Origin of the sequence: Methylobacterium nonmethylotrophicum (assembly GCF_004745635.1) — a bacterium.
GTDB lineage: Bacteria > Pseudomonadota > Alphaproteobacteria > Rhizobiales > Beijerinckiaceae > Methylobacterium > Methylobacterium nonmethylotrophicum.
In genome coordinates this window covers 31,119-50,966 of sequence record NZ_SRLB01000025.1, presented here as the reverse complement: position 1 = coordinate 50,966, position 19,848 = coordinate 31,119, and the positions used below count along the sequence as shown (strand labels likewise).

The 19,848-nt window shown below is 72.9% G+C and carries 16 protein-coding genes; 9 read left to right on the top strand and 7 right to left on the bottom strand.

The window, feature by feature from the left end; translation table 11 throughout:
• Positions 1-113: 113 nt before the first annotated feature.
• The 5 genes from EU555_RS26495 to EU555_RS26475 all read right to left on the bottom strand — a co-directional run bounded on the left by EU555_RS26495 (position 114) and on the right by EU555_RS26475 (position 6,596).
• Entirely contained in the window at positions 114-893 is a 780-nt protein-coding gene (locus EU555_RS26495; protein WP_135418379.1) for an ABC transporter permease, read from the bottom strand.
• Positions 893-1,804 (bottom strand): ABC transporter permease, encoded by a 912-nt coding sequence (locus tag EU555_RS26490; RefSeq protein WP_205820997.1) that lies wholly within the window; start codon positions 1,802-1,804, stop codon positions 893-895. Before EU555_RS26490 ends, EU555_RS26495 begins: the two co-directional genes overlap by 1 nt.
• A gap of 11 nt (positions 1,805-1,815) precedes the next feature.
• Positions 1,816-2,922, bottom strand: a complete 1,107-nt coding sequence (locus EU555_RS26485) for an ABC transporter ATP-binding protein (protein ID WP_135418377.1) — start codon at positions 2,920-2,922, stop codon at positions 1,816-1,818.
• A gap of 757 nt (positions 2,923-3,679) precedes the next feature.
• Positions 3,680-5,254 (bottom strand): DHA2 family efflux MFS transporter permease subunit, encoded by a 1,575-nt coding sequence (locus EU555_RS26480; protein WP_135418376.1) that lies wholly within the window; start codon positions 5,252-5,254, stop codon positions 3,680-3,682.
• Positions 5,255-5,288: 34 nt separating this feature from the next.
• On the bottom strand, positions 5,289-6,596 hold the full coding sequence (locus EU555_RS26475) for an HlyD family secretion protein (RefSeq protein WP_135418375.1): 1,308 nt from the start codon (positions 6,594-6,596) through the stop codon (positions 5,289-5,291).
• A gap of 178 nt (positions 6,597-6,774) precedes the next feature.
• On the opposite strand from EU555_RS26475, the gene EU555_RS26470 reads away from it, so the two are divergent.
• Complete coding sequence (locus tag EU555_RS26470) at positions 6,775-7,434, top strand: TetR/AcrR family transcriptional regulator (protein WP_135418374.1); 660 nt, start codon at positions 6,775-6,777, stop codon at positions 7,432-7,434.
• Between the two features lie 175 nt (positions 7,435-7,609).
• On the opposite strand, the gene mutL is transcribed toward EU555_RS26470, so the two are convergent.
• On the bottom strand, positions 7,610-9,571 hold the full coding sequence (gene mutL / locus EU555_RS26465; RefSeq protein ID WP_135418373.1) for a DNA mismatch repair endonuclease MutL: 1,962 nt from the start codon (positions 9,569-9,571) through the stop codon (positions 7,610-7,612).
• 97 nt (positions 9,572-9,668) lie between these two features.
• Here mutL and EU555_RS26460 point away from each other — a divergent pair, with 97 nt between their 5' ends.
• The 4 genes from EU555_RS26460 to EU555_RS26445 all read left to right on the top strand — a co-directional run bounded on the left by EU555_RS26460 (position 9,669) and on the right by EU555_RS26445 (position 13,027).
• A complete protein-coding gene (locus tag EU555_RS26460) occupies positions 9,669-10,259 on the top strand; it encodes a GNAT family N-acetyltransferase (RefSeq protein WP_135418415.1) in 591 nt (196 codons plus the stop codon).
• Positions 10,260-10,378: 119 nt separating this feature from the next.
• On the top strand, positions 10,379-11,977 hold the full coding sequence (locus EU555_RS26455) for an outer membrane beta-barrel protein (protein ID WP_245524508.1): 1,599 nt from the start codon (positions 10,379-10,381) through the stop codon (positions 11,975-11,977).
• 212 nt (positions 11,978-12,189) lie between these two features.
• Complete coding sequence (locus EU555_RS26450) at positions 12,190-12,426, top strand: hypothetical protein (protein WP_135418371.1); 237 nt, start codon at positions 12,190-12,192, stop codon at positions 12,424-12,426.
• A 157-nt stretch (positions 12,427-12,583) separates the two neighbouring features.
• On the top strand, positions 12,584-13,027 hold the full coding sequence (locus tag EU555_RS26445; RefSeq protein WP_425375155.1) for a M10 family metallopeptidase C-terminal domain-containing protein: 444 nt from the start codon (positions 12,584-12,586) through the stop codon (positions 13,025-13,027).
• A gap of 92 nt (positions 13,028-13,119) precedes the next feature.
• Here the strand turns inward: EU555_RS26445 and EU555_RS26440 are convergent, their stop codons facing one another.
• Entirely contained in the window at positions 13,120-14,541 is a 1,422-nt protein-coding gene (locus EU555_RS26440) for a hypothetical protein (RefSeq protein ID WP_205820995.1), read from the bottom strand.
• Positions 14,542-14,756: 215 nt separating this feature from the next.
• On the opposite strand from EU555_RS26440, the gene EU555_RS26435 reads away from it, so the two are divergent.
• The 4 genes from EU555_RS26435 to EU555_RS26420 are packed head-to-tail and all read left to right on the top strand — an operon-like array spanning position 14,757 to position 19,683.
• Positions 14,757-16,106, top strand: coding sequence for an APC family permease (locus EU555_RS26435; RefSeq protein ID WP_135418369.1), 1,350 nt, complete (start codon positions 14,757-14,759; stop codon positions 16,104-16,106).
• On the top strand, positions 16,106-17,179 hold the full coding sequence (locus EU555_RS26430; RefSeq protein WP_135418414.1) for a hypothetical protein: 1,074 nt from the start codon (positions 16,106-16,108) through the stop codon (positions 17,177-17,179). The genes EU555_RS26435 and EU555_RS26430 overlap by 1 nt, the downstream gene beginning before the upstream one ends.
• Before the next feature lie 6 nt (positions 17,180-17,185).
• Positions 17,186-18,733 (top strand): caspase family protein, encoded by a 1,548-nt coding sequence (locus EU555_RS26425; RefSeq protein WP_135418368.1) that lies wholly within the window; start codon positions 17,186-17,188, stop codon positions 18,731-18,733.
• Complete coding sequence (locus EU555_RS26420; RefSeq protein WP_135418367.1) at positions 18,730-19,683, top strand: alpha/beta fold hydrolase; 954 nt, start codon at positions 18,730-18,732, stop codon at positions 19,681-19,683. Before EU555_RS26425 ends, EU555_RS26420 begins: the two co-directional genes overlap by 4 nt.
• Positions 19,684-19,848: the final 165 nt, after the last annotated feature.

Sequence of the window (19,848 nt, the reverse complement as noted above, 5' to 3'; positions counted from 1 at the left end):
CGCACCTCAGGATGAGGTTGAGGGTGGGATAGAACAGGCGCCCGCGATTCCGTTCTCGGCAGTCAAACAGGCTCTGAAGGATGCCGGGCTGCCGAAAGCATTCTGACGGGCGGTCATTGCCCCCGCCGCGCCGTCAGCACCGAGGCCCCCAGCACCGCGACGCTCACCGCCCCGATCAAGAGGGTCGAGATCGCGTTGATCTCCGGGGTCACGCCGAGGCGGACCTGGCTGTAGAGGCGCATCGGCAGGGTGGTGGCGCCCGGTCCCGAGACGAAGCTCGCGATCACGAGGTCGTCCATCGACAGGGTGAAGGCGAGGAGGAAGCCGGCGATGACGGCCGGCGCGATCAGCGGCAGGGTCACGGTGCGAAAGACCGTGACCGGCGCGGCGCCGAGATCGGCGGCGGCCTCGAGGAGCGCGCGGTCGAGGTTGCGCAGGCGGGCCTGCACCACGACGGCGACGAAGCAGAGCGTGAAGGTCGCATGCGCGATGACGATGGTCCAGAAGCCGCGGGGGAGCCCCAAGCCCACGAACAGCAGCAGCAGCGACAGGCCGGTGATCACCTCCGGCATCACCATCGGGGCATAGACGAGCCCGGTGAGGAGCGGCCGGCCGGGAAAGCGCCGGCGCCCGTCGAGCGCCAGCGCCGCGAGCGTGCCGAGGATCGTAGCAATGCCCGCCGAGGCGAGGGCGACCTTCAGGGTCACGAGGGCCGATTCGACCAGGGGGCCGTTGTCGAGGAGGCCCGCATACCAGCGGGTCGAGAACCCGGCCCAGACCGTGACGAGCCGCGAGGCGTTGAACGAGTAGGCGACGAGCAGCAGGATCGGCCCGTACAGGAAGGCGAGCCCCAGCCCCAGGGCGGCCCAGGCGAGCGGGTGGGCGCGGCTCATCACGGGCGCTCCAGCCGGCGGGCCTCGGCCTCGCGGAACAGGACGACCGGGCCGGCGACGATCACCAGCAGCACCACCGCCACCGCGGAGGCCAGCGGCCAGTCGCGGTTGGAGAAGAACTCGCTCCACAGGACCCGGCCCAGCATCAGCGTGTCGGGCCCGCCGAGCAGGTCCGGGATGATGAACTCGCCGGTGATCGGGATGAAGCACAGGAGCGCCCCGGCGACGAGGCCGGGCAGCGACAGCGGCAGGGTCACGGTCCGGAAGGCGGTGAGCCGGCTCGCCCCGAGGTCGCGGGCGGCCTCGACGAGGCCGCGGTCGAGGCGCTCCAGCACCGCGTAGAGCGGCAGCACCATGAACGGCAGGTAGGCGTAGACCACCCCGATCATCACCGCGGCCGGGGTGTTGAGGATCTCGACGGGTTTCGACACCAGCCCCAGCGCCACCAGCGCCTGGTTGAGGAGCCCGTCGGCCTTCAGGATCGCGATCCAGGCGTAGACCCGGATCAGGAAGCTCGTCCAGAACGGGATCACCATCAGGGCGACGAGGAGCGGCTGCCAGGCCTTCGGCGCCCGCGCCATGGCGTAGGCGACCGGATAGCCGACGAGGATCAGCAGCAGGGTGGCGCCGAGCGCCACCTCGAGCGAGGTCAGGCCGGCCTCGAGATAGAGCGGGTCGGCGGTGAGCGTGCGGTAGTTCTCGAAGTCGAGGGCGGCGAGCACGTCGGCCCAAGCAGCGAGCCCCGCATCCCATTCGAGCACCGGCGTGTAGGGCGGCAGCGCCGTCGCCGGGTCCGACAGGCTGATCTTGACGACGACGAGGAACGGCAGGCCGAAGAAGGCGAGGAGCCAGAGGAGCGGCACCAGGGGCAGGCCGAGGCGCCGCAGGGCTTCGCGCAGGCGCCCTCTCATCAGACGCCCCCTCATGCGGGATCCACCGGCAGCAGCGAGGCGGCCTCTGGGGCGAAGGCCAAGCGCACCGGGGCGCCGGCGCCCGGCCCTGTGCCGGGGGGGCCGGAGGCGCGCAGCACCCGCCCGTCCGCCATCCCGACCCGGTAGAGGATCTTTTCCCCGAGATAGGTCGCGTCGAGGAGCGTGCCGGCCAATCCCCCGGTCCCGCCATCGCCGGCGAGGCTCAGCCGCTCGGGCCGCAAGGCCAGGAGGCCGGGCGCGCCTGCCGTGCCGGCGCCGTGATGGTCGAAGCCCGTCAGGGGCCCGAGCGGCGTGTCGAGACCGCGCAAGGCGCCCGCCCCGCCCTCTCCGAGCCGGCCCTCGATCAGGTTCACGTCGCCGAGGAGCCCGGCGACGTAGCGGGTGGCCGGGCGCTCGTAGAGCTCGGCCGCGGGGCCGACCTGGACCAGCCGGCCCGCCGCCATCACGCCGATGCGGTCGGCGAGCACCATCGCCTCGGCGGGGTCGTGGGTGACGACCACGAAGGTGGTGCCGAGCCGGCGCTGCAAGGCCCGCAGCTCGGCCTGCGTCTCCTCCCGCAGAGCGCGGTCGAGGGCGCCGAGCGGCTCGTCGAGGAGCAGCACCCGGGGCCGCTTGGCCAGCGCCCGGGCGAGAGCCACGCGCTGGCGCTGGCCGCCGGAGAGCTGGTCGGGCCGGCGGGCGCGCAAGGGCTCGAGCTGCACCAGGCGCAGCATCTCGGCCACCCGGGCGGCGATCTCCGACCGGCTCAAGCCCTCCCGCTCCAGCCCGTAGGCGACGTTCCGCGCCACGTCCCTGTGCGGGAACAGGGCGTAGGACTGGAACATCATGTTGACCGGCCGGCGGTGCGGCGGGATCCCCGCCAGATCCTGACCGTCGAGGAGGATCGTTCCGGCGCTCGGCTCCTCGAAGCCGGCGGTCATCCGCAGCAGCGTGGACTTGCCGCAGCCGGAGGGCCCGAGCAGGCAGAAGACCTGCCCGGGCGCGAGGTCGAGGTCGACGCCGTCGACGGCCGGATGGTCGCCGAAGCGCTTCGACACCGCCTCGAAGCGGAGGTGGCCGGTGGCGGTCGGGGTGGCAGGGGGAGCAGGCGTCGTCACGTCGTCCGGGCGGCGCGGGCGGGCGGGAAGCCGACACTTACCGCGGGAAGGGCCGTGGCGGGAAGGGCCGCCGCGGGGATGGCCGTGGCGGATGGACCCGCCGTTCCTGACGCAAGGGCATGTCGAGGAGACGCGGCGGCGGACCTGGCCGTCACTGTCCTTCAGACCAAGGTCGATGCCGCAGAGGCTTGCAAGATATGGAGCCAGCCATGTAATGATGGGATCGACACGCGTTGATCCCGTCCGCTGCGTCCATCGACCCGGACGGCATCCGCATCTCCTCCCGAGACGTGTCGCAGACTTGGCGTCTCTCTCCACCCGGGGGGAGGCGCTTTTCTCTGTGCCTCTCCGCCGGTTCGGGCGCCGGCGCAAACGTCCCAGGTTCAGGCGCTGGAAAGACGGCGCGACGAGATCGACACGCGGATGGCTGCCGCAATGGTGGGCATCGACGACGACGCATCCGGATCGCATCTCCGACCGGCCGGGACGCCATCAGGTCTCTGCACGAGGTCTCTGCACATCCTGGGCAGCCGGGAGGTTCTCGCCGCCTGCCGCGACGCGGATCCGCGGCGGCCTGGCGACCCCGGATCCGTGCGAGGCCCTGGTCGCGGCGGCGGCCGGCGGGCCGGTGATCCAGGCTTCCTGCGGTCCCTCCGACCTCACGCCGGCGTGGCGGAAGGCGATGCAGCGCTGCGGCGAGGAGGCGGTCCGGCGGCCGCCGGGCCGGGCGGATCGGGAAGGCTGAGCGGCGCGCCGGTCAGTGCGCGTCCGCCCCCGCCCCGCCCGGGCGCGGCCGGCGGATCAGCGGCGTCGCGCAGGCCATCAGCAGGAACAGCCCGGTGAGCAGCAGAAAGACGTCCGAGAAGCTCATGAGCAGCCCCTGCATCCGCACGGTGTTCATCATCGCCTTCAGCGCCATGGCGTCGGGGTTGCCGGCGAGCCCGGCGAAGCCCTTCGCCATGCTGTCGAGGCGCTCCAGCACCAGCGGGTTGGTCCAGGTGAAGCGCTCGTGCAGGCGGGCGAGGTGCAGGTCCCAGCGATCGTTGAGCGCCGTGTTGATCAGCGCGAGACCCACCGCCCCGCCGAGATTGCGGGTGAGGTTGTAGAGGCCGGACGCGTTCTTCATCCGGGCCGGCGGCAGGGTGCCGAGCGCGATGTTGTTGATCGGGATCATGCACAGCATCAGCGAGCAGCCGCGCAGGACCTGCGGCAGCAGCAGCTCCCAGAAGTCCCAGTCCTTGGTGATGCCGGTGACGATCCAGGTGCCGGCGGCGAAGCCCGAGAACCCGAGCGCCATCAGGATCCGCGGGTCGACCTTGCCCGACAGGCGCCCGGCGATCGGCGCGGTGGCGAACATGCACAGCCCCGAGACGAACATCGTCTCGCCGATCTGCAGCGCCGAGTAGCCCCGGACCCGGCCGAGATAGACGGGGTACAGGTAGGTCAGGCCGTAGAGGCCGATGCCCAGCACGAAGCTGAACACGCAACCGGCGGCGAAGTTGCGGTCCGAGAAGGCGCGCAGGTCCACGATCGGCTGCGCGGCGGTGAGCGCCCGCCAGAAGAAGCCGATGCCGGCGACCCCGCACACGATCGCGGCGGCGAAGATCGCCTCCTCCTGGAACCAGTCGTGGGTCGGGCCCTCCTCCAGCACGTATTCGAGGCAGCCGAGGAACGCCGCCATCAGGGCGAGGCCGGCCCAGTCGAAGCGCTTGAGCAGGTCGTGGTTCGGCTCGTCGAAATCGACCAGAAGGTAGGTCGAGACGGTGACGAGGATGCCCGGCACGATGTTGACGAGGAAGAGCCAGTGCCAGTTGAACAGGTCGGTGAGGTAGCCGCCGACCGTCGGGCCGATGGTGGGGGCGAGCGTCGCCACGAGGCCGATCATCGGCGAGACGATGCTGCGCTTCGAGGGCGGGAAGATCGTGAAGGCCGAGGCGAACACCGTCGGGATCATGCCGCCGCCGATGAAGCCCTGGGCGGCGCGCCAGACGATCATCTCGCCGATCGTCGACGAGGTGGCGCACATCAGGCTCATCAGGGTGAAGCCGCCGGCCGAGATCACGAACATCCAGCGGGTCGAGAGCACCCGCGACAGGGTCCCGGACAGCGGGATCGCGATCACCTCGGCGATGAGGTAGCTCGTCTGCACCCACGGGATCTCGTCGGCGGAGGCCGACAGGCCGGCCTGGATCTCGGCCAGCGAGGCCGAGACGATCTGGATGTCCAGGATCGCCATGAACATCCCGAACACCATGCAGACGAACGCCACCATGCGGCGGCGGTCGATCGGCGCGTCGGCGGGTGCGGCCGCAAGGGCGGCGGTGGCTGCCATGGTCGTCTCGCGCCCCTTCCCGGCCCTCGCTGCCTCAGCGGCCCGTGATGTGCAGCGCCGAGGTCACGGTCGGCTTGGCCTCCGACACCGTCGGGTGCGGCTCGATCGGGGCCGGGGGCTGCGACTCGTCGAGGCCGCGCGTGTCGACCCGCACCACCACCGAGAGGCCCGGCCGCAGCAGGCCTTCCCGGGCGATCGCCTCCGGCACCCGCACCCGCACGGGCAGGCGCTGGACGATCTTGGTGAAGTTGCCGGTGGCGTTGTCGGGCGGCAGCAGGCTGAACACCGAACCGGAGGCCGGCGACAGGCTCTCGACGGTGCCGAGGATGTCGCGGTCGGGCCAGGCATCGACCCGGATATGGACCGGCTGGCCGACCCGGACCCGGCCGAGCTGCGTCTCCTTGAAGTTGGCGTCGACCCGGGCGCTCTGCAGCGGCACGAGCGCGGCGATGCGCGAGCCCGGCGCCACGTAGGCCCCGGCCTCGGTGGCCTTGTTGCCGATCACCCCGTCGAAGGGCGCGCGCAGGACCGTGAAGGAGAGGTCGCGCCTGGCGCGGTCGACCGCGGTGCGCAGCTCGGCCGCCAGGCTTTCGGCCTCGTTGGCCTGCGCCTCGAGCACGGCGACGTTGGCCCTGAGGGCGATCAGGTTGGCCTCGGCGCCCTTCACGGTGGCGTCCGACCGGTCGCGGTCGGCTCGCGCCTGCTCGAGGCGCGACTTGGCGGCGAACTCGGATTGCGCGAGCTGCTGCTGGCGCTGGTAGTCGGCCGCCGCCCGCACCTGATCGGCCCTGGCGGCGTCGATCTGGGCCTGTCCCTGCAGCACCTGGGCGCGGGCGGCCTCCGCCTGGCGGGCGATGCGGGCGATGGTGCTCCTCTGCGTGGCGAGCTTGTCCTCGGCGGCCTTGAGCGCCAGGCGGTAGTCGCCGTCCTCGATCCGGGCGATGACGTCGCCGGCCTTGACCGCCTGGCCGTTCACCACCGGCACCGCCTCGAGATAGCCCGAGACCTTGGCGGCGAGCGTCGAGATGTCGGCCTGGACGTAGGCGTCGTCGGTCGAGACGAAGAAGCGCCCGGTCGTCCACCATTCGCGGCCGGCATAGGCGCCGTAGGTGCCGCCCCCGGCGAGCAGGGCGAGCAGGATCAGGCGGCGCAGCGGCCGCTTGCGCTTGACGGGAGGAGGCTCGGTCACGAGAGGCGCGGCGGCGGGCAGCGTGGCGGGGGGCTGGACCGGGGCCGCCTCGGTCCTGGGAGCAGCCCTGGGCCCCGGGGCGGTCGTCGGAGCGGCCTCCAGGACCGCCTCGCCGGCGGGCCGGCCCTGCGCGTAATCGTCTCGGAACGCCATCGTCTGTCACCCGTCGCCGCCATCATCCGCGCGTATCGGTTATCTGCCGGTACCGGTTGACGGCTCTCGAATGTCCGCGATACTAGATTGACCGAACCGTTCGGTCAATCGATGCTCTCTGCGGTTCCAGGCACGGAATGTGCGGTGCCGCACACCGACCGAACCCCGCGCCTCCACAATGGCCCTCGACCCCATGGCCCCGACGATGACCGACACCGCCTTGAGCCCGCCACCCGCCGAGTCCGACAAGCGCCGCCAGATCATGGACGGGGCCCGCGAGGTCTTCCTCGCCGCCGGCTTCGACGGCGCCAGCATGGGGGCGATCGCCAAGGCGGCGGGGGTCTCGAAGGGCACGCTCTACGTCTATTTCGACAGCAAGGAGGCCTTGTTCGAGGCGCTGACCGTCGAGCAGAAGCGGACGCTGGCCGAGAGCCTGCTGCGCCTCGACGACGAGGACCCGGACGTCGCCGCCGTCTTGCGCCGTCTCGGCACCAGCCTGCTCGAGGCGATGGTGCGGCCCGAGCATATCGCCTCGGTCCGGATGGTGATCGGCGCGGTGGAGAAATTCCCGCGCTTCGGCCGGGCGTTCTACGAGGCCGGGCCGCTCGTCGGCCGGGCGCGCCTGCGCGCCTATCTCGACGCCCAGATCGCCGCCGGGCGCCTGCGCCCGATGGATACCGACCTCGCCGCGCGCCACTTCTTCGACCTCTGCGCCGCCACGACGATGCGCCGGCTTCTGTTCTCGGTCGGCGACCCGCCGACCGAGGCCGAGACGACCTACTGGGTCGCCGAGGCGGTGCGGGTGTTCCTGGCCGCCTATGGGCCGGAGGAGCGCTAGTTTCGCGCCGGTGTTCGGCTGTTCTTAGCGGCATCGTCGACACGCGGCATCACCAATTCAGCCTCGCTGCCGACGCGAAACTGTACTGATGACGAGAAGAGTCGGTGATGAAGTGCCGGATAGGCTGAAGTACGTGGTTACGTAACCTCTCCTTCCCGCTCATCATGCTGGGCGCTCAGCGCCGCCCGAACAGCCGCTCCACGTCCGCGAGCTTCAACTCGACGTAGGTCGGGCGGCCGTGGTTGCACTGGCCGGAGAACGGCGTCGCCTCCATCTCGCGCAGGAGCGCGTTCATCTCCTCCGGTCGCAGGCGGCGGCCGGCCCGGATCGAGCCGTGGCAGCTCATCCGCGACAGGACCGCGTCGAGGCGGCGGGCGAGCGGGTCGGCCCCGCCCTCGTGGAGCGCGTCGACCACGTCGGTCAGGAGGGCGCGCAGCGCCCCCCCGGCCAGCGCGGCGGGCACCTCCCGGACCAGCACCGCGCCGTGGCCGAAGGGCTCGAGGACGAGGCCGAGATCCTGCAGCGCCTCCGCGGCCTCGGCGAGCCGGTCGGCCTCGGCGGGATCGAGCTCGACCACCTCGGGGATCAGCAGGATCTGGCGGGCGATGCCGCCGCCGGCCCGCTCGCGCTTCAGCCGCTCGTAGACCAGCCGCTCGTGGGCGGCGTGCTGGTCGACGATGACGATGCCGTCCCGGGTCTGGGCGACGATGTAGGTCTCGTGCAGCTGGGCCCGGGCCGCGCCGAGGGGATGGGCGGTCTGGTGAGCCGCCTCGTGGGGCGAGGCGTCCGCGGCGGCCGGGTTCCGCTGGTCGGCGCTCGGCCGGGCGACGTCGCCGGCAAACTCTGCCTGGTCCGCCTCGCGGAAGCCGCCCGGCGGCGCCTCGTAGGCCGCCTGCGCCGGTTCATGCGCCTCCCAGGGCGCGGGGCCGAAATCCCGCTCGAACGCCTCGGGCCGGCCGGAGCCCTGAACCCGCGCGGGCGCGGTCTCGTCGCGCCGCGCGAACAGGCTCGCGGCCGGCCGCGCCGCGGCCTGCGCCGGTGCGCGCACCGGCGGCGCCTGGGCCGGCCGCAGGCTCTCCAGGGTGCGGGCCGCGACGGTGGCGGAGCTGCGCCCGCCCTCGCGGCGCAGGGCCTCGTGGATGGCGCTGACGATCAGCCCGCGCACCAGGCCGGGATCGCGGAAGCGCACCTCGGTCTTGGCCGGATGCACGTTGACGTCGACCAGGGCCGGGTCGCAGGTGAGGGCGAGCGCCACGACCGGGTGGCGGTCGGAGGCCATCACGTCGGCATAGGCGCCCCGCACCGCCGAGAGCAGCAGCCGGTCGCGCACCGGCCGGCCGTTCACCACGAAGTGGACGTGGGTGGCCGCCGCCCGGTGGAAGGTCGGCAAGCCGACATGGCCGTCGAGGGCGAAGGATTCGCGCTCGAGGCTCAAGGGCGCCGAGTTCTGCCCGAATTCGGGGCCGAGCACCGCGACGAGGCGGCGCAGCCAGGAGCCCGGCCCGGTCTCGGCCGGGAGGACGAGGCTCGCCGAGGACGCGCCCTCGCCCGTGAGGCTGAAGCGGATCTGCGGATGGGCGACCGCGAGGCGGCGCAGGATCTCGCCCACCGCCGCGGCCTCGGCCCGGTCGGACTTGAGGAACTTCAGCCGCGCCGGCGTGGCGGCGAAGAGCTCGGTCACCTCGATCCGTGTCCCGGGCTGGCCGGCGGCCGGCCGCACCGGGCCCTTCTGGCCGGCATCGACCACGATCGAGTGGCCACGATCAGTGCCCGGCATCCGCGACGTGATGGCGAGCCGCGCCACCGCGCCGATCGACGGCAACGCCTCGCCGCGGAACCCCAAGGTGTCGATGCGGTCGAGGTCGCCGTCCGGCAGCTTCGAGGTGGCGTGGCGCTCGACCGCGAGGGCGAGGTCCTCCGGCCCCATGCCGCCGCCGTCGTCGACGACCCGGATCAGCTTGCGCCCGCCGGCCGCGATCGTCACCGCGATGCTGGTGGCGCCGGCATCGACCGCGTTCTCGACCAGCTCCTTCACGGCCGAGGCCGGCCGCTCGACCACCTCGCCGGCGGCGATGCGGTCGACGAGCACCGGGTCGAGGCGGCGGACCGACGGGCGTCCGGGAGGTGAATCGGCCATGCGCCGAATATAAGGTTTCGGTGCCCGCACCAGAAGGTGCGGATGCGGGCGTTTCCACCGGGCGGATGCGGCGATGGCGGACCAGGATGACGACCGGATGATCCCGGATGACGGGGTGCAGGATGACGGGGTCATCCTGCGGGCCTGCCAGGAGGCCGACCTCCCGGCGGTGACGGCGATCTACGCCCACGCGGTCGCGACCGGGCGGGCCTCGTTCGAGCTCGAGCCGCCCGACGAGGCCGAGATGGGACGGCGCCGCGCCGCCCTCGTCGCCGGCGGGCACCCCTACCTCGTCGCCGAGCGGGACGGCGCGGTCGTGGCCTACGCCTATGCGGGGCCCTACCGCACCCGGCCGGCCTATCGCGGCACCGTCGAGACCTCCGTCTACGTCCGGCCCGACCAGGCCGGGCGCGGCCTCGGCCGGCGCCTCCTCGGCCGCCTGATCGCCGAGGCGACGGCGGCGGGCTTCCGCCAGATGGTGGCGGTGATCGGGGATTCGCAGAACGCCGCCTCGATCCGCCTGCACGCCGCCCTCGGCTTCGACCCTGTCGGGGTGCTGCGTTCGGTCGGCTGGAAGCACGGCACCTGGCTCGACACCGTCCTGATGCAGCGCGCCCTCGGGGCCGGCGACGCGACCCCACCCGACGACCGGGGCCCGTCCGGCCCGCCGACAGTTACCGGGACTTAACCTCGATCGTTGTACCGCTCTTAACCATGATGGACCGGCGCCCCTGACGGGCCCGGGCGGAGCGGAGCGGCAGGCCCGTGGCGGACGAGCGGCGAACACGCGGAAACGCCCGGCCCGGCGTGTCGATCCCGGCCCTCTCGGCGGTCCTCCTCGCGGCCGGGACGGGCCTGGCCCAAATCGTCCTGGTCCCCATCGTCTTGGCCCAGACCGCCCTCGCCCAGACCGCCCTGCCCTCGGGTGCGGGCGCGAGCCTCGCGACCGACCCGATCCTCGCCGGCCCGCTCCCGGGCGGCCAGGATCCCGACACCTTCGCGCTGCGCGGGACCAACCCCGCCCTCTCCCGGAGCCTGCCCCGCGCCGGCGCCCGCCCGGCGGGGGGCTCGGCCTCCCGCTCCGGCGCCCGGCCGCGCACCCCGCCGCAGCGGCGCACCCGCCAGCCCACCACCGCGATCATCCGCCAGACGACCCAGCAGGACGTGAGCGACGACCTGCGCCTGCGCCCGACCGTGCAGATCCCGGTCTCGGGCCTGCCCGACATCGCGACCGCCGGCACCCCCCTGCTACGGCGGCGGCTCGATCCCCTCGACCCCTACGCGCCGCTCGGCATCCGGGCCGGCAGCCTCACCCTGTATCCGGCCCTGCAGCAGAGCGTCGGCTACGATTCGAACCCCGACCGCTCGACGGTGCGCCGCGGCTCGATGGTGCTGCGCAGCCAGGGCGAATTGCGCGTCGAGAGCGACTGGTCGTCCCATTCGCTCACCGGCGAGCTGCGCGGCGGCTACTTCGCCTATCCGGACAACCCCAACGCCAACCGGCCGGACGGCGACGGCGCGATGCGGCTGCGCCTCGACGTCACCCGCGACACCAAGGTCGACGTCGAGGGCCGCTACGGCCTCTCGACCCAGCGGGCCGGCAGCCCGGACCTCAACGCCCAGGTCCGCGACCGGCCGCTCGTCGCCACCTATGGCGGGACCGTCGGGGTGACGCAGAACTTCAACCGGCTCCAGGTCACGGTGTCGGGCCTCGTCGACCGCCAGACCTTCGAGAATGCCCAGCTGACCGACGGCACGGTGCTGCGCCAGGACGACCGCAACGTCAACCAGTTCGGCCTGCGCCTGCGCACCGGCTACGAGATCCGGCCCGGCTTCACCCCCTTCGTCGACACGCTGGTCGATACCCGCATCCACGACTTCGTGGTCGACCAGTACGGCCTGCGCCGCGATTCCGACGGCATCACGGTGCGGGGCGGCACGACCTTCGAGGTCAGCCGTCTCCTCACCGGCGAGGTCTCGGGCGGCTACCTGTCGCGCCGCTACGCCGACAGCCGCCTGCGCGACGTCACCGGCCCGGTGGTCGACGGCGCGGTGACCTGGGCGGCGACCCCGCTCACCTCGCTGCGGGTCGGCGCCTCGACCGGTGTGATCGAGACCATCGTGCCGGGGGCGAGCGGCATCGTCACCCGTACCGCCGTCGCCGAGCTGACCCACGACCTGCGCCGCAATCTGCGGCTGACGCTGACCGGGACCCTCATCAGCAACGACTACCAGGGCACCAGCATCCGCGAGCAGGGCTACAGCGCCGGCGTCAAGCTCGATTACCGCCTCAACCGCTGGCTCGGCCTCCGGGCGAGCTACGCCCGCGAAGCCCTGCGCAGCACCGCGGTCGGGTCGAGCTACCACGCGGACACGTACCTGGTGGGTCTCAGGGTCAACCCCTAGGATTGGGCCGCATGTGGCAGCCAAGACCTGAACTGCCGCTCATTTCGTGCCCTGCGCTTCTGTGGCGGGAGGGCTATATCTATGTGGCAACTGCATGCGGCGGAGTCGGACCGGGCTGCAATCGACGCTGTTCCCACGTTGTAGCGTCATGGCTGTCCGCCCATCCGATCGGCCCTCGCCGACGCGCCGGCCGGTGCCGGGAAGGAGTCGCGATGCTCGCCATCGTCGGACGCGCGCTCCTGTGGAGCCTGCTCGGTGCCGCCCTCGCGCCGGTCGTCGCGCTCCTCGTCGAGATCATCGTCTCCCGCGCCACGCCGGGCTGCGGGCAACCCTTCGACAGCGGCGGCTGCCAGATGGGCATCGCCGCGATCGTTCTCGCGTCGATCCCGGTCGGTGCCGCCGCGTCGTTCGCGGTCGCGATCCTGCACGGCCTGGTGCGCCGGCGGTGAGCGTCCGTCGGGAGCCGTGACGGCGGGTTCCTCCTCCGGGCCTAAGCAGAATTCCGCCATGCAGCTCACGGTCCACGACAGCGAGGTTTTGCGGCAGCATCAGCCCCTCTCACCCACGACCTCATCCTGAGGTGCCGGCGATCGGAGATCGCAGGCGATCGAAGATCGACTCGATACGCTCGCCCGGACCCGCGCCTCGATCCCGTGGCCGTCCTGGACCGCCCGGGTCCATCACGACCTGCGCGGCGGCAACGGCGCCGACACGCTCGCCGGCGGCACCGGATCCGACGTGTTCCTGTTCCGGAACTGGGGCTCGTCCCTCGACTCGGGCGTGGGCGCAGGCCACCGCGACGTCATCACGGATTTCGATCCGGCATCCGACAAGATCCCGCCGGCCTTCGACACGATGACGGATGTGGCGGGCTTTCAGTGCGATATCGCCTTCATCGGAGGAGAGAGCTTCAACTACCAGGGCCAGGCGCGGCAGCAGTTCCAGGGCGGGGACACGCTGCTCCAGATCAACGTGAATGGCGACCTCGCGCCGGATTTCGAGGTTCTCATCGAGGGGCACGTCTTCCTGTCGGCGGACAGCTTCATGTGAGAGGAGGCGCGACCGCGGTCCGCCGGCCCTCTGCCGGCCGTGCCGTCCGAGGACGTTCGGGCCGGGGCCGGCCGGGGGCCCGGCTCCGCGCCCTATTGCGGCGCGATGCCGGCCCGGCGCTCGCGGCGGGGCTCGTCCAAAGCCGCGACGGGCGTGCCGCGGGCCCCGTCGGGAAGGCGGCGCAGGATGTCGGCCAGGGGCTCCTCGGTCCAGGCCTGGGTGACGTAGTCGGCGTGATTGGCCTCGGGCCCGGTCGGCAGGAAGGTCGCGCCGGTCGTCAGGCGGTCCGGCAGGGTGCGGCCTGTGGGGAGGCCGCGGCGGGCGAGCACCCGCTCCAGCTCCCCGTTCCGCGCCTGCGTGAAGCGCGTATAGGCGCTGACGAGGAAGCGGTCGCGGCTCCCGGTGGCCCAGTCGGCGTAGGTGTCGAGCTCGCCGTAGAGGGCGTCGAGGAGCACGACGCCGCGGATCCGGGCCCCGGCGCCCTGATCCTTCAGGCTCCAGGCCGCGGGGGCGAAGCCGCCGCTATAGGCGACGATCACCACCGGCATGGTCGCGAAGGCCCGCGTCCGGTCCGGTGTCCCGGCCGCCTGGGCGAGGTGCGACGCCGCCTCGGCGAGGAAGCGGCTGAAGCCGCCCGGCTCCCAGAAGCGGCCGGCGCTCGAATCGCGGGCATCCACGGCGAATTGCGGCGCCACCAGGACGGCGTTGGCGCCCGAGGCGGTGACCTGCGCGGGCACCTGCTGGCGGGCGAGCACGTCGCGGGAGAGCGTCGCGCCGTGGCCGTGGAAGAACACCACCAGGGTGGCGGGCTTCCCCGGGTCGAAGCCCGGCGGCACGTGGAGGAGCACCCGGTTGTCGCCGAAGGTCTGCTCCTCCCACAGCACGCCGCCCCGCGCCGTGCGGTGGCCGCGCCGGCCGTCCTCCGCCACGTCGAGGAAGCGGCCGCGGCCCGGCACCAGGCCGTCATACGGGAAGGGCGCCGCGTCGAAGGCCACCAGGGCGGTGCGGGCGGAGAGTGCCTCCTGGGGCGCCGGCGCACGGCGCGGTTCGGGCCGGTCGGGCGGCAGCACCGGCTCGGCCCGGGGCGCCTCGGCGACCGGCGCGGGGGCCGGACGGGGCGCCGGCTCGGCCGCCGCGATGCGCGCGGCCACCTTCGGGGCGGGCGGGGATGCGGCCTCGCTGCGGACGGACCGCGCCGCCTCGGGCGCAGGCGTCACCAGGGAGCCGCAGGCCGCCGTCAGGGCAAGGGAGGCGAGGGCCAATCCGGCGAACAGGCCTCTGTTGCCCCGGCGTCGGGGCGGCAGGCGCGCGTCGCGCAGCGGCGGCTGGACGCGCACGAGCCGCACGGGAATAGCGCGTGGGAGGGGAAAGGCCACCGCCCGCGCGGCACCCTGCATCGGCATCATCCGGTGGCCGGCCTGCGCCCAGGCCTCGCGCAGGCTGACGCCCCGCTCCGGGCCGCGCGCCTCGGCGCGACCGTCGTCATCCTGCCAGCCTGACCTCTCGACCCGCATCGCCGGCCTTTCCCGTCCGGCACGGCCGCAGAGAGCCGCGCCCGTTCGACCTTAGGCAAACATGCTTAATGAGGCCTTCCTGCGCATCCCCGAACGTGGTGTCCGGGGCACACAAGACGATCGCCTGCGATCCACGGCGGAATACGGATTGTAAACCGCATCCTGACTAGGAAGAATGCCTGTGGCTTTTTGGAGGCCGCGTTCGGATGGCAATCATGACGGACGAGACAGCGCATCCGAGAGCCGCGCCCACAGTCACTACCCTGGCGGCAACCGCGATCGTGGTCGCCGACATGGTCGGCGTCGGGGTGTTCACGAGCCTGGGATTTCAGGTCAAAGATATCTCGTCGGGCTTCGTCCTGCTTCTGCTGTGGTTCGTCGGCGGGGTCGTGGCCCTGTGCGGGGCATTCTGCTACGCGGAACTGGCGGCGATGTTCCCGCGCTCGAGCGGCGAGTACAACTTCCTGACCCGTTGCTACAATCCGGCGGTCGGGTTCCTGGCCGGCTGGCTCTCGGCGACGGTCGGGTTCGCGGCCCCCGTGGCGCTCGCCGCGATGGCCTTCGGGCAATACGCCAAGGCGGTGCTGCCGGGTGCCTCCCCGCTCCTGCTCGGCCTCGCGGTGATCTGGATCGTGACCGCGGTGCACCTGCGCGGCACCCGCCACGGCAGCGCCTTCCAGGTCGGCTTCACGCTCCTGAAGCTCGCCCTGATCCTCGCCTTCGTGGTGGCGGGCTTCGCCCGCGGCGGCCAGGCCGGGCCGCAGGCGATCAGCTTCGCGCCGAGCCTCGCCGACCCGGCCCAGGTGATGAGCGCCGCCTTCGCGATCAGCCTCGTCTTCGTGATGTACGCCTATTCGGGCTGGAACGCCGCGACCTACATCGTCGGCGAGATCAAGGACCCGCAGCGCAGCCTGCCCCGGGCCCTGTTCCTCGGCACCGGGCTGGTGCTGGTGCTGTACGTCGCCCTCAACGCGGTCTTTCTCTACACGACGCCGGTCTCCGAGCTCGCCGGGCAGGTCGACGTGGCGCTGATCGCCGGCCGGCACGTCTTCGGCGAGGAGGGCGCGCGGGTCGTCGGCGCCCTGATCTGCGCCGGGCTGGTGCCGACGATCGGCGCCATGATGTGGATCGGCCCGCGGGTCACCCTGGCGATGGGCGAGGATGTCGGCCCGCTGCGGATCTTCGCCCGCCGCTCGCGCAACGGCGCGCCGGTGCCGGCGCTCCTCCTGCAATGCGGCGTCGCCAGCCTTCTGCTGCTCACCCAGAGCTTCGAGGCGGTGCTGGACTTCATCCAGTTCAGCCTGACCTTCTGCTCCTTCCTGGCGGTGCTCGGGCTGATGAAGCTGCGCATCACCCGGCCCGACCTCCCGCGGCCCTACCGCGCCTGGGGCTACCCGGTGACGCCGATGGTCTTCCTCTCCGTCACCCTGTTCATGATGATCCACCTCGTCGCCGTGCGGCCGATCCAGTCCCTCGCGGGCTTCCTGATCATGCTGGCCGGCCTCCTGCTCTACGCCGTCGCCATGGCGCAGCCGCAGGGCGCACCCCGGAAGGCTCTCTCGTGATGAAGCGATTGCTGCTCGCAAGCCTCCTGGTCCTGCCGCTCCGGGCCTTCGCGGCGGAGGGGCCGAGCCCGGACGACACCGCCCGCTTCCTCGCCGGCATGCCGGTGGCGGCCTCTTCGCCCCTCGCCCGGCTCCAGGAGGACCGGAGCTGGTTGCAGCATGCCAACGCCTTCGGGGCGGCGTTCGGGGCCGTCGAGCAGCGCCAGATGTCCCGGATCCGGGCCTGGTCCGGCGCCAACCTGCCGGCGCGCCGCTCCACCGTGTTCTACTTCTTCAGCGGGCCGGACTTCCTCTACGCCAACAGCTTCTTCCCGGACGCCACCACCTACGTGATGGCCGGGCTCGAGCCGGTCGGCGCGGTGCCGGACCTGTCGCGGCTGCCCCGCGCCAGCGTGCCGGGTGTGGTGCGCTCGCTCCAGACCTCGATCCGCTCGGTCCTGCACCTCAGCTTCTTCAAGACCATCGACATGCGCAGCGACCTGCGCGCGAGCCAGGCCTCGGGCGCCCTGCCGGTGCTCTACGTCTTTCTCGCCCGCTCGGGGAAGACGGTGCGCTCGACCGAGTTCGTGCGCCTCGACGCGAGCGGCCAGCCGACGGCGGACGGCCGCGGCGCGCAGGGCGTCAAGATCACCTTCGCGAGCGCGGGCGGCCCGGAGCAGACGCTCTACTACTTCAGCACCAACCTCGCCAATGACGGCTTCCGGACGAGCGGCATCAAGCCGTTCTGCGAGCGGCTCGGCGTCGGCGACGGCCTCGTGAAGAGCGCCTCCTACCTCCTGCACGACAGCACCTTCTCCGACGTGCGGGCCTTCCTGCTCCGGCAGACCGCCACGATCGTGCAGGACGACACCGGCGTGCCGGCGGCCTTGTTCGACGCGAAGTGGCAGCTGCGGCCCTACGGCAGCTATCACGGCCCGATCGCGATGTTCTCCGGCCGCTACCAGCCCCGGATGGCGGAGCTCTTCCGCCGCGAGCCGCGCGGGGCGCTGGGCTTCGGCATCGGCTACCGGCACCGGCCGAACGAATCGAGCCTCGTCGTCGCCACGAAGCGCGAGACCGCCCTGGCGCAGTAGGCCGCGATGCCCCCGCTCCCCTGCCCGCCCGGGCTCGCCCGGGCCTGCGCCGTCGTCGTGCTCCTGACGGCGGGCCCGGCGCAGGCCGGGGAGCGCCTCGCCCTCGTCATCGGCAACTCGGCCTACCGGAGCATCCAGCCGCTGCCGAATCCGGCGGGCGACGCCCGGCTGATCGCGCAACGCCTGCGCGAGCTCGGCTTTTCGGTGCAGGCGGTCCAGGATGCCGACCTCGCCGTGATGCGGGCCGCCTTGCGCGACTTCTCGGGGCGGATCGGGCGGGCCGGCAAGGACGCGGTGGCGCTCCTCTACTATGCCGGACACGGCGTCCAGGACGACAAGAACCGCAACTACCTGATCCCCGTCGACGCGCAGCTGCGCTCCCAGGCCGACCTCGTCGACGGCGCCGTCAAGGTCGAGTACGTCCAGGAGCTCCTGGAGGATGCCCGGCCGCGGATCGCCCTCATGATCCTCGACGCCTGCCGCAACAACCCGCTGCCGGCCACCAGCCGCGGCGGCGCCCGGGGCCTGGCGCCGATCGACAGCCGGATGCGCGGCACCTTCATCGCCTTCTCGACCGCGCCGGGCCAGACCGCCCTCGACGGCGATCCGGACGGCAACAGCCCCTACGCCACCGCCCTGGCCGCCGAGCTCGAACGCCCGGCCGGCTCGTTCGAGGAGACCTTCCGGCGCGCCCACCTGCGGGTGCTCACGGCGACGAACGGCGCCCAGATCCCCTGGACCTCGAGCAGCGTGGTGGACGAGTTCAGCTTCGCGCCGCCGGCGAGCCCCGCCGCGCCGGTGCGGCCCCCGCCGGCCGCGCTGGCCGCGGACGCGCCGGCCCCGAACCTCGAGGATCCCGACCTCGAATACCAGAAGGCGGTGCTCGCCGATTCGATCCTCGACTACGAGCGCTTCCTGCAGCGGTTCCCGCGGCATGCAAGGCGCGACACGGTGGTGAAGCTGATCGCCTTGAAGCGCGAGGACATGCTCTGGCGCCAGATCGAGCAGGCGGCGGATGCCAACCAGCAGGTGCGGATGCTCGACCGGCTGATCAACGCCTTCCCGGACGGGGCCTACCTGGATCGGGCGCGACGGCGGCGCGCCGACCTGATCGAGCGCCTGAGCCCGTCGGCGGCGCCCGTCCCGCCGCCCGGCCCCATTCCGTCCCGGCCGCTCGCGCCGCAACCCGGCCCCGCCCCATCCCGGCCTCCCGCACCCCAGCCGCCGCCGCGCCAGCCGGGCGCGGTGCAGGTCCTCGCCGGCGCGCGCTGGGCGATCGCCAGCGCGGCGAATTGCGGGACCGCCCGCAAGACCTACCGGCTCAGCGCCAGGGCCGGGACGATCGAGTGGCGGGACGGGGCCGGCAACGTCGACGTCGAGGCGGTCCTGAGCAACTCCCCCTCCAGCCTCACCACCGAGACGGTCCGCTCGATCCGCCCGAACGGCGGGGGCGTGGCGCCGGGCAGCCGCTGGACCTACGACCTCTCGGCCCTGCCGCAGGTGCGGGTCCAGCCGGCCGGCAAGGCGCCCTTTACCCTGGTGCCGTGCCGGTGAGCCGTCGGCCCCCGACCCGCCGGTCGGCGATCGCCGCCTGCCTCGCCGTCGCGGCGGGCCCGGCCCTCGCCCTGGGCGAGCCGGAGCCCCCGCCCCCGGCCGATGGAGAGACGGCTCCCGGCCCCCCGGCCGGGGCAGCCCCGGGCGCGGCGGGCCGCGCGAGGCGGGGCCGGCCGCCGCGCCTCGCCCTGCCCCCGACCCCCGAACTGCCGGCCGGAGGGCGGACCGGCTCGACCGCGATCAACGGCACCATCCTGTTCTTCGCGGAGTTCGGCGCCGGCGAGCCGGTGCTGTTCCTGCACGGGGGCTTCGGCAACGCGAACCACTGGGGCCATCAGGTCGCGGCGCTCGCCGGCACGCATCGGGTGCTGGTGATGGACACCCGCGGCCACGGGCGCAGCCCGGTGATGGGCGGCGGCTTCGGCTTCCCGCTCTTCGCCCGGGACGTGGAGGGCCTGCTCGACCATCTCGGCCTTGCCGCCGTCTCGATCGTCGGCTGGAGCGACGGCGGCATCACCGGCCTGCGCCTCGCCATGACGCGCCCGCAGCGGGTGACCCGCCTCTTCGCCTTCGGGGCGAATGCCACCCCCGGCGGCCTCATCCCGCACGGGTCGCGCAGCCCCCTGTTCGCCGCCTACGCGGCCCGCTGCAAGGCGGAATACGCGACGCTCTCGCCCGCCCCCGAGCGCTGGCCGGAGCTGCAGGCCGGCCTCTCGGCCATGTGGCGTGCGGAACCGAACTATGGACGGGCCGATCTCGCCCGCATCACCGCCCCGACGGTCGTCGCGGCGGCCGAGCACGACGAGCTGATCCGCCCCGGGCACGCGGCCGAGATCGCGCGGGCGATCCCGCGCGCCCGCACCGTCACCCTCGGGGGCGTCAGCCACTTCGCGATGCTCCAGGACCCGCCGGCCTTCACGGCGGCCTTGCGGACGTTCCTGGCGACCTGAGAGCCGGTCCGGCGCTCTCGATGGATCCTCACACGCCTGCTGCGCCGACGCCGCCGCGGCGAACGACGGTGGCGGTCGGAAGGCTTCGCGAGAGACACCCGGCCGGCTTGAAACGACCGGGCCGTGCTGGCCCGAGCGCCGTCGAACGCCCCATCGCGAGGCCCT

What these genes read in the sequence shown, in the direction of transcription:
- EU555_RS26470 (WP_135418374.1), top strand. Translation starts at nt 6,775, where the DNA reads ATGGCCCTCGACCCCATGGCCCCGACGATGACCGACACCGCCTTGAGC.
- mutL (WP_135418373.1), bottom strand. Translation starts at nt 9,571, where the DNA reads ATGGCCGATTCACCTCCCGGACGCCCGTCGGTCCGCCGCCTCGACCCG.
- EU555_RS26490 (WP_205820997.1), bottom strand. Translation starts at nt 1,804, where the DNA reads ATGAGAGGGCGCCTGCGCGAAGCCCTGCGGCGCCTCGGCCTGCCCCTG.
- EU555_RS26460 (WP_135418415.1), top strand. Translation starts at nt 9,669, where the DNA reads ATGATCCCGGATGACGGGGTGCAGGATGACGGGGTCATCCTGCGGGCC.
- EU555_RS26495 (WP_135418379.1), bottom strand. Translation starts at nt 893, where the DNA reads ATGAGCCGCGCCCACCCGCTCGCCTGGGCCGCCCTGGGGCTGGGGCTC.
- EU555_RS26480 (WP_135418376.1), bottom strand. Translation starts at nt 5,254, where the DNA reads ATGGCAGCCACCGCCGCCCTTGCGGCCGCACCCGCCGACGCGCCGATC.
- EU555_RS26435 (WP_135418369.1), top strand. Translation starts at nt 14,757, where the DNA reads ATGACGGACGAGACAGCGCATCCGAGAGCCGCGCCCACAGTCACTACC.
- EU555_RS26440 (WP_205820995.1), bottom strand. Translation starts at nt 14,541, where the DNA reads ATGCGGGTCGAGAGGTCAGGCTGGCAGGATGACGACGGTCGCGCCGAG.
- EU555_RS26425 (WP_135418368.1), top strand. Translation starts at nt 17,186, where the DNA reads ATGCCCCCGCTCCCCTGCCCGCCCGGGCTCGCCCGGGCCTGCGCCGTC.
- EU555_RS26430 (WP_135418414.1), top strand. Translation starts at nt 16,106, where the DNA reads ATGAAGCGATTGCTGCTCGCAAGCCTCCTGGTCCTGCCGCTCCGGGCC.
- EU555_RS26475 (WP_135418375.1), bottom strand. Translation starts at nt 6,596, where the DNA reads ATGGCGTTCCGAGACGATTACGCGCAGGGCCGGCCCGCCGGCGAGGCG.
- EU555_RS26450 (WP_135418371.1), top strand. Translation starts at nt 12,190, where the DNA reads ATGCTCGCCATCGTCGGACGCGCGCTCCTGTGGAGCCTGCTCGGTGCC.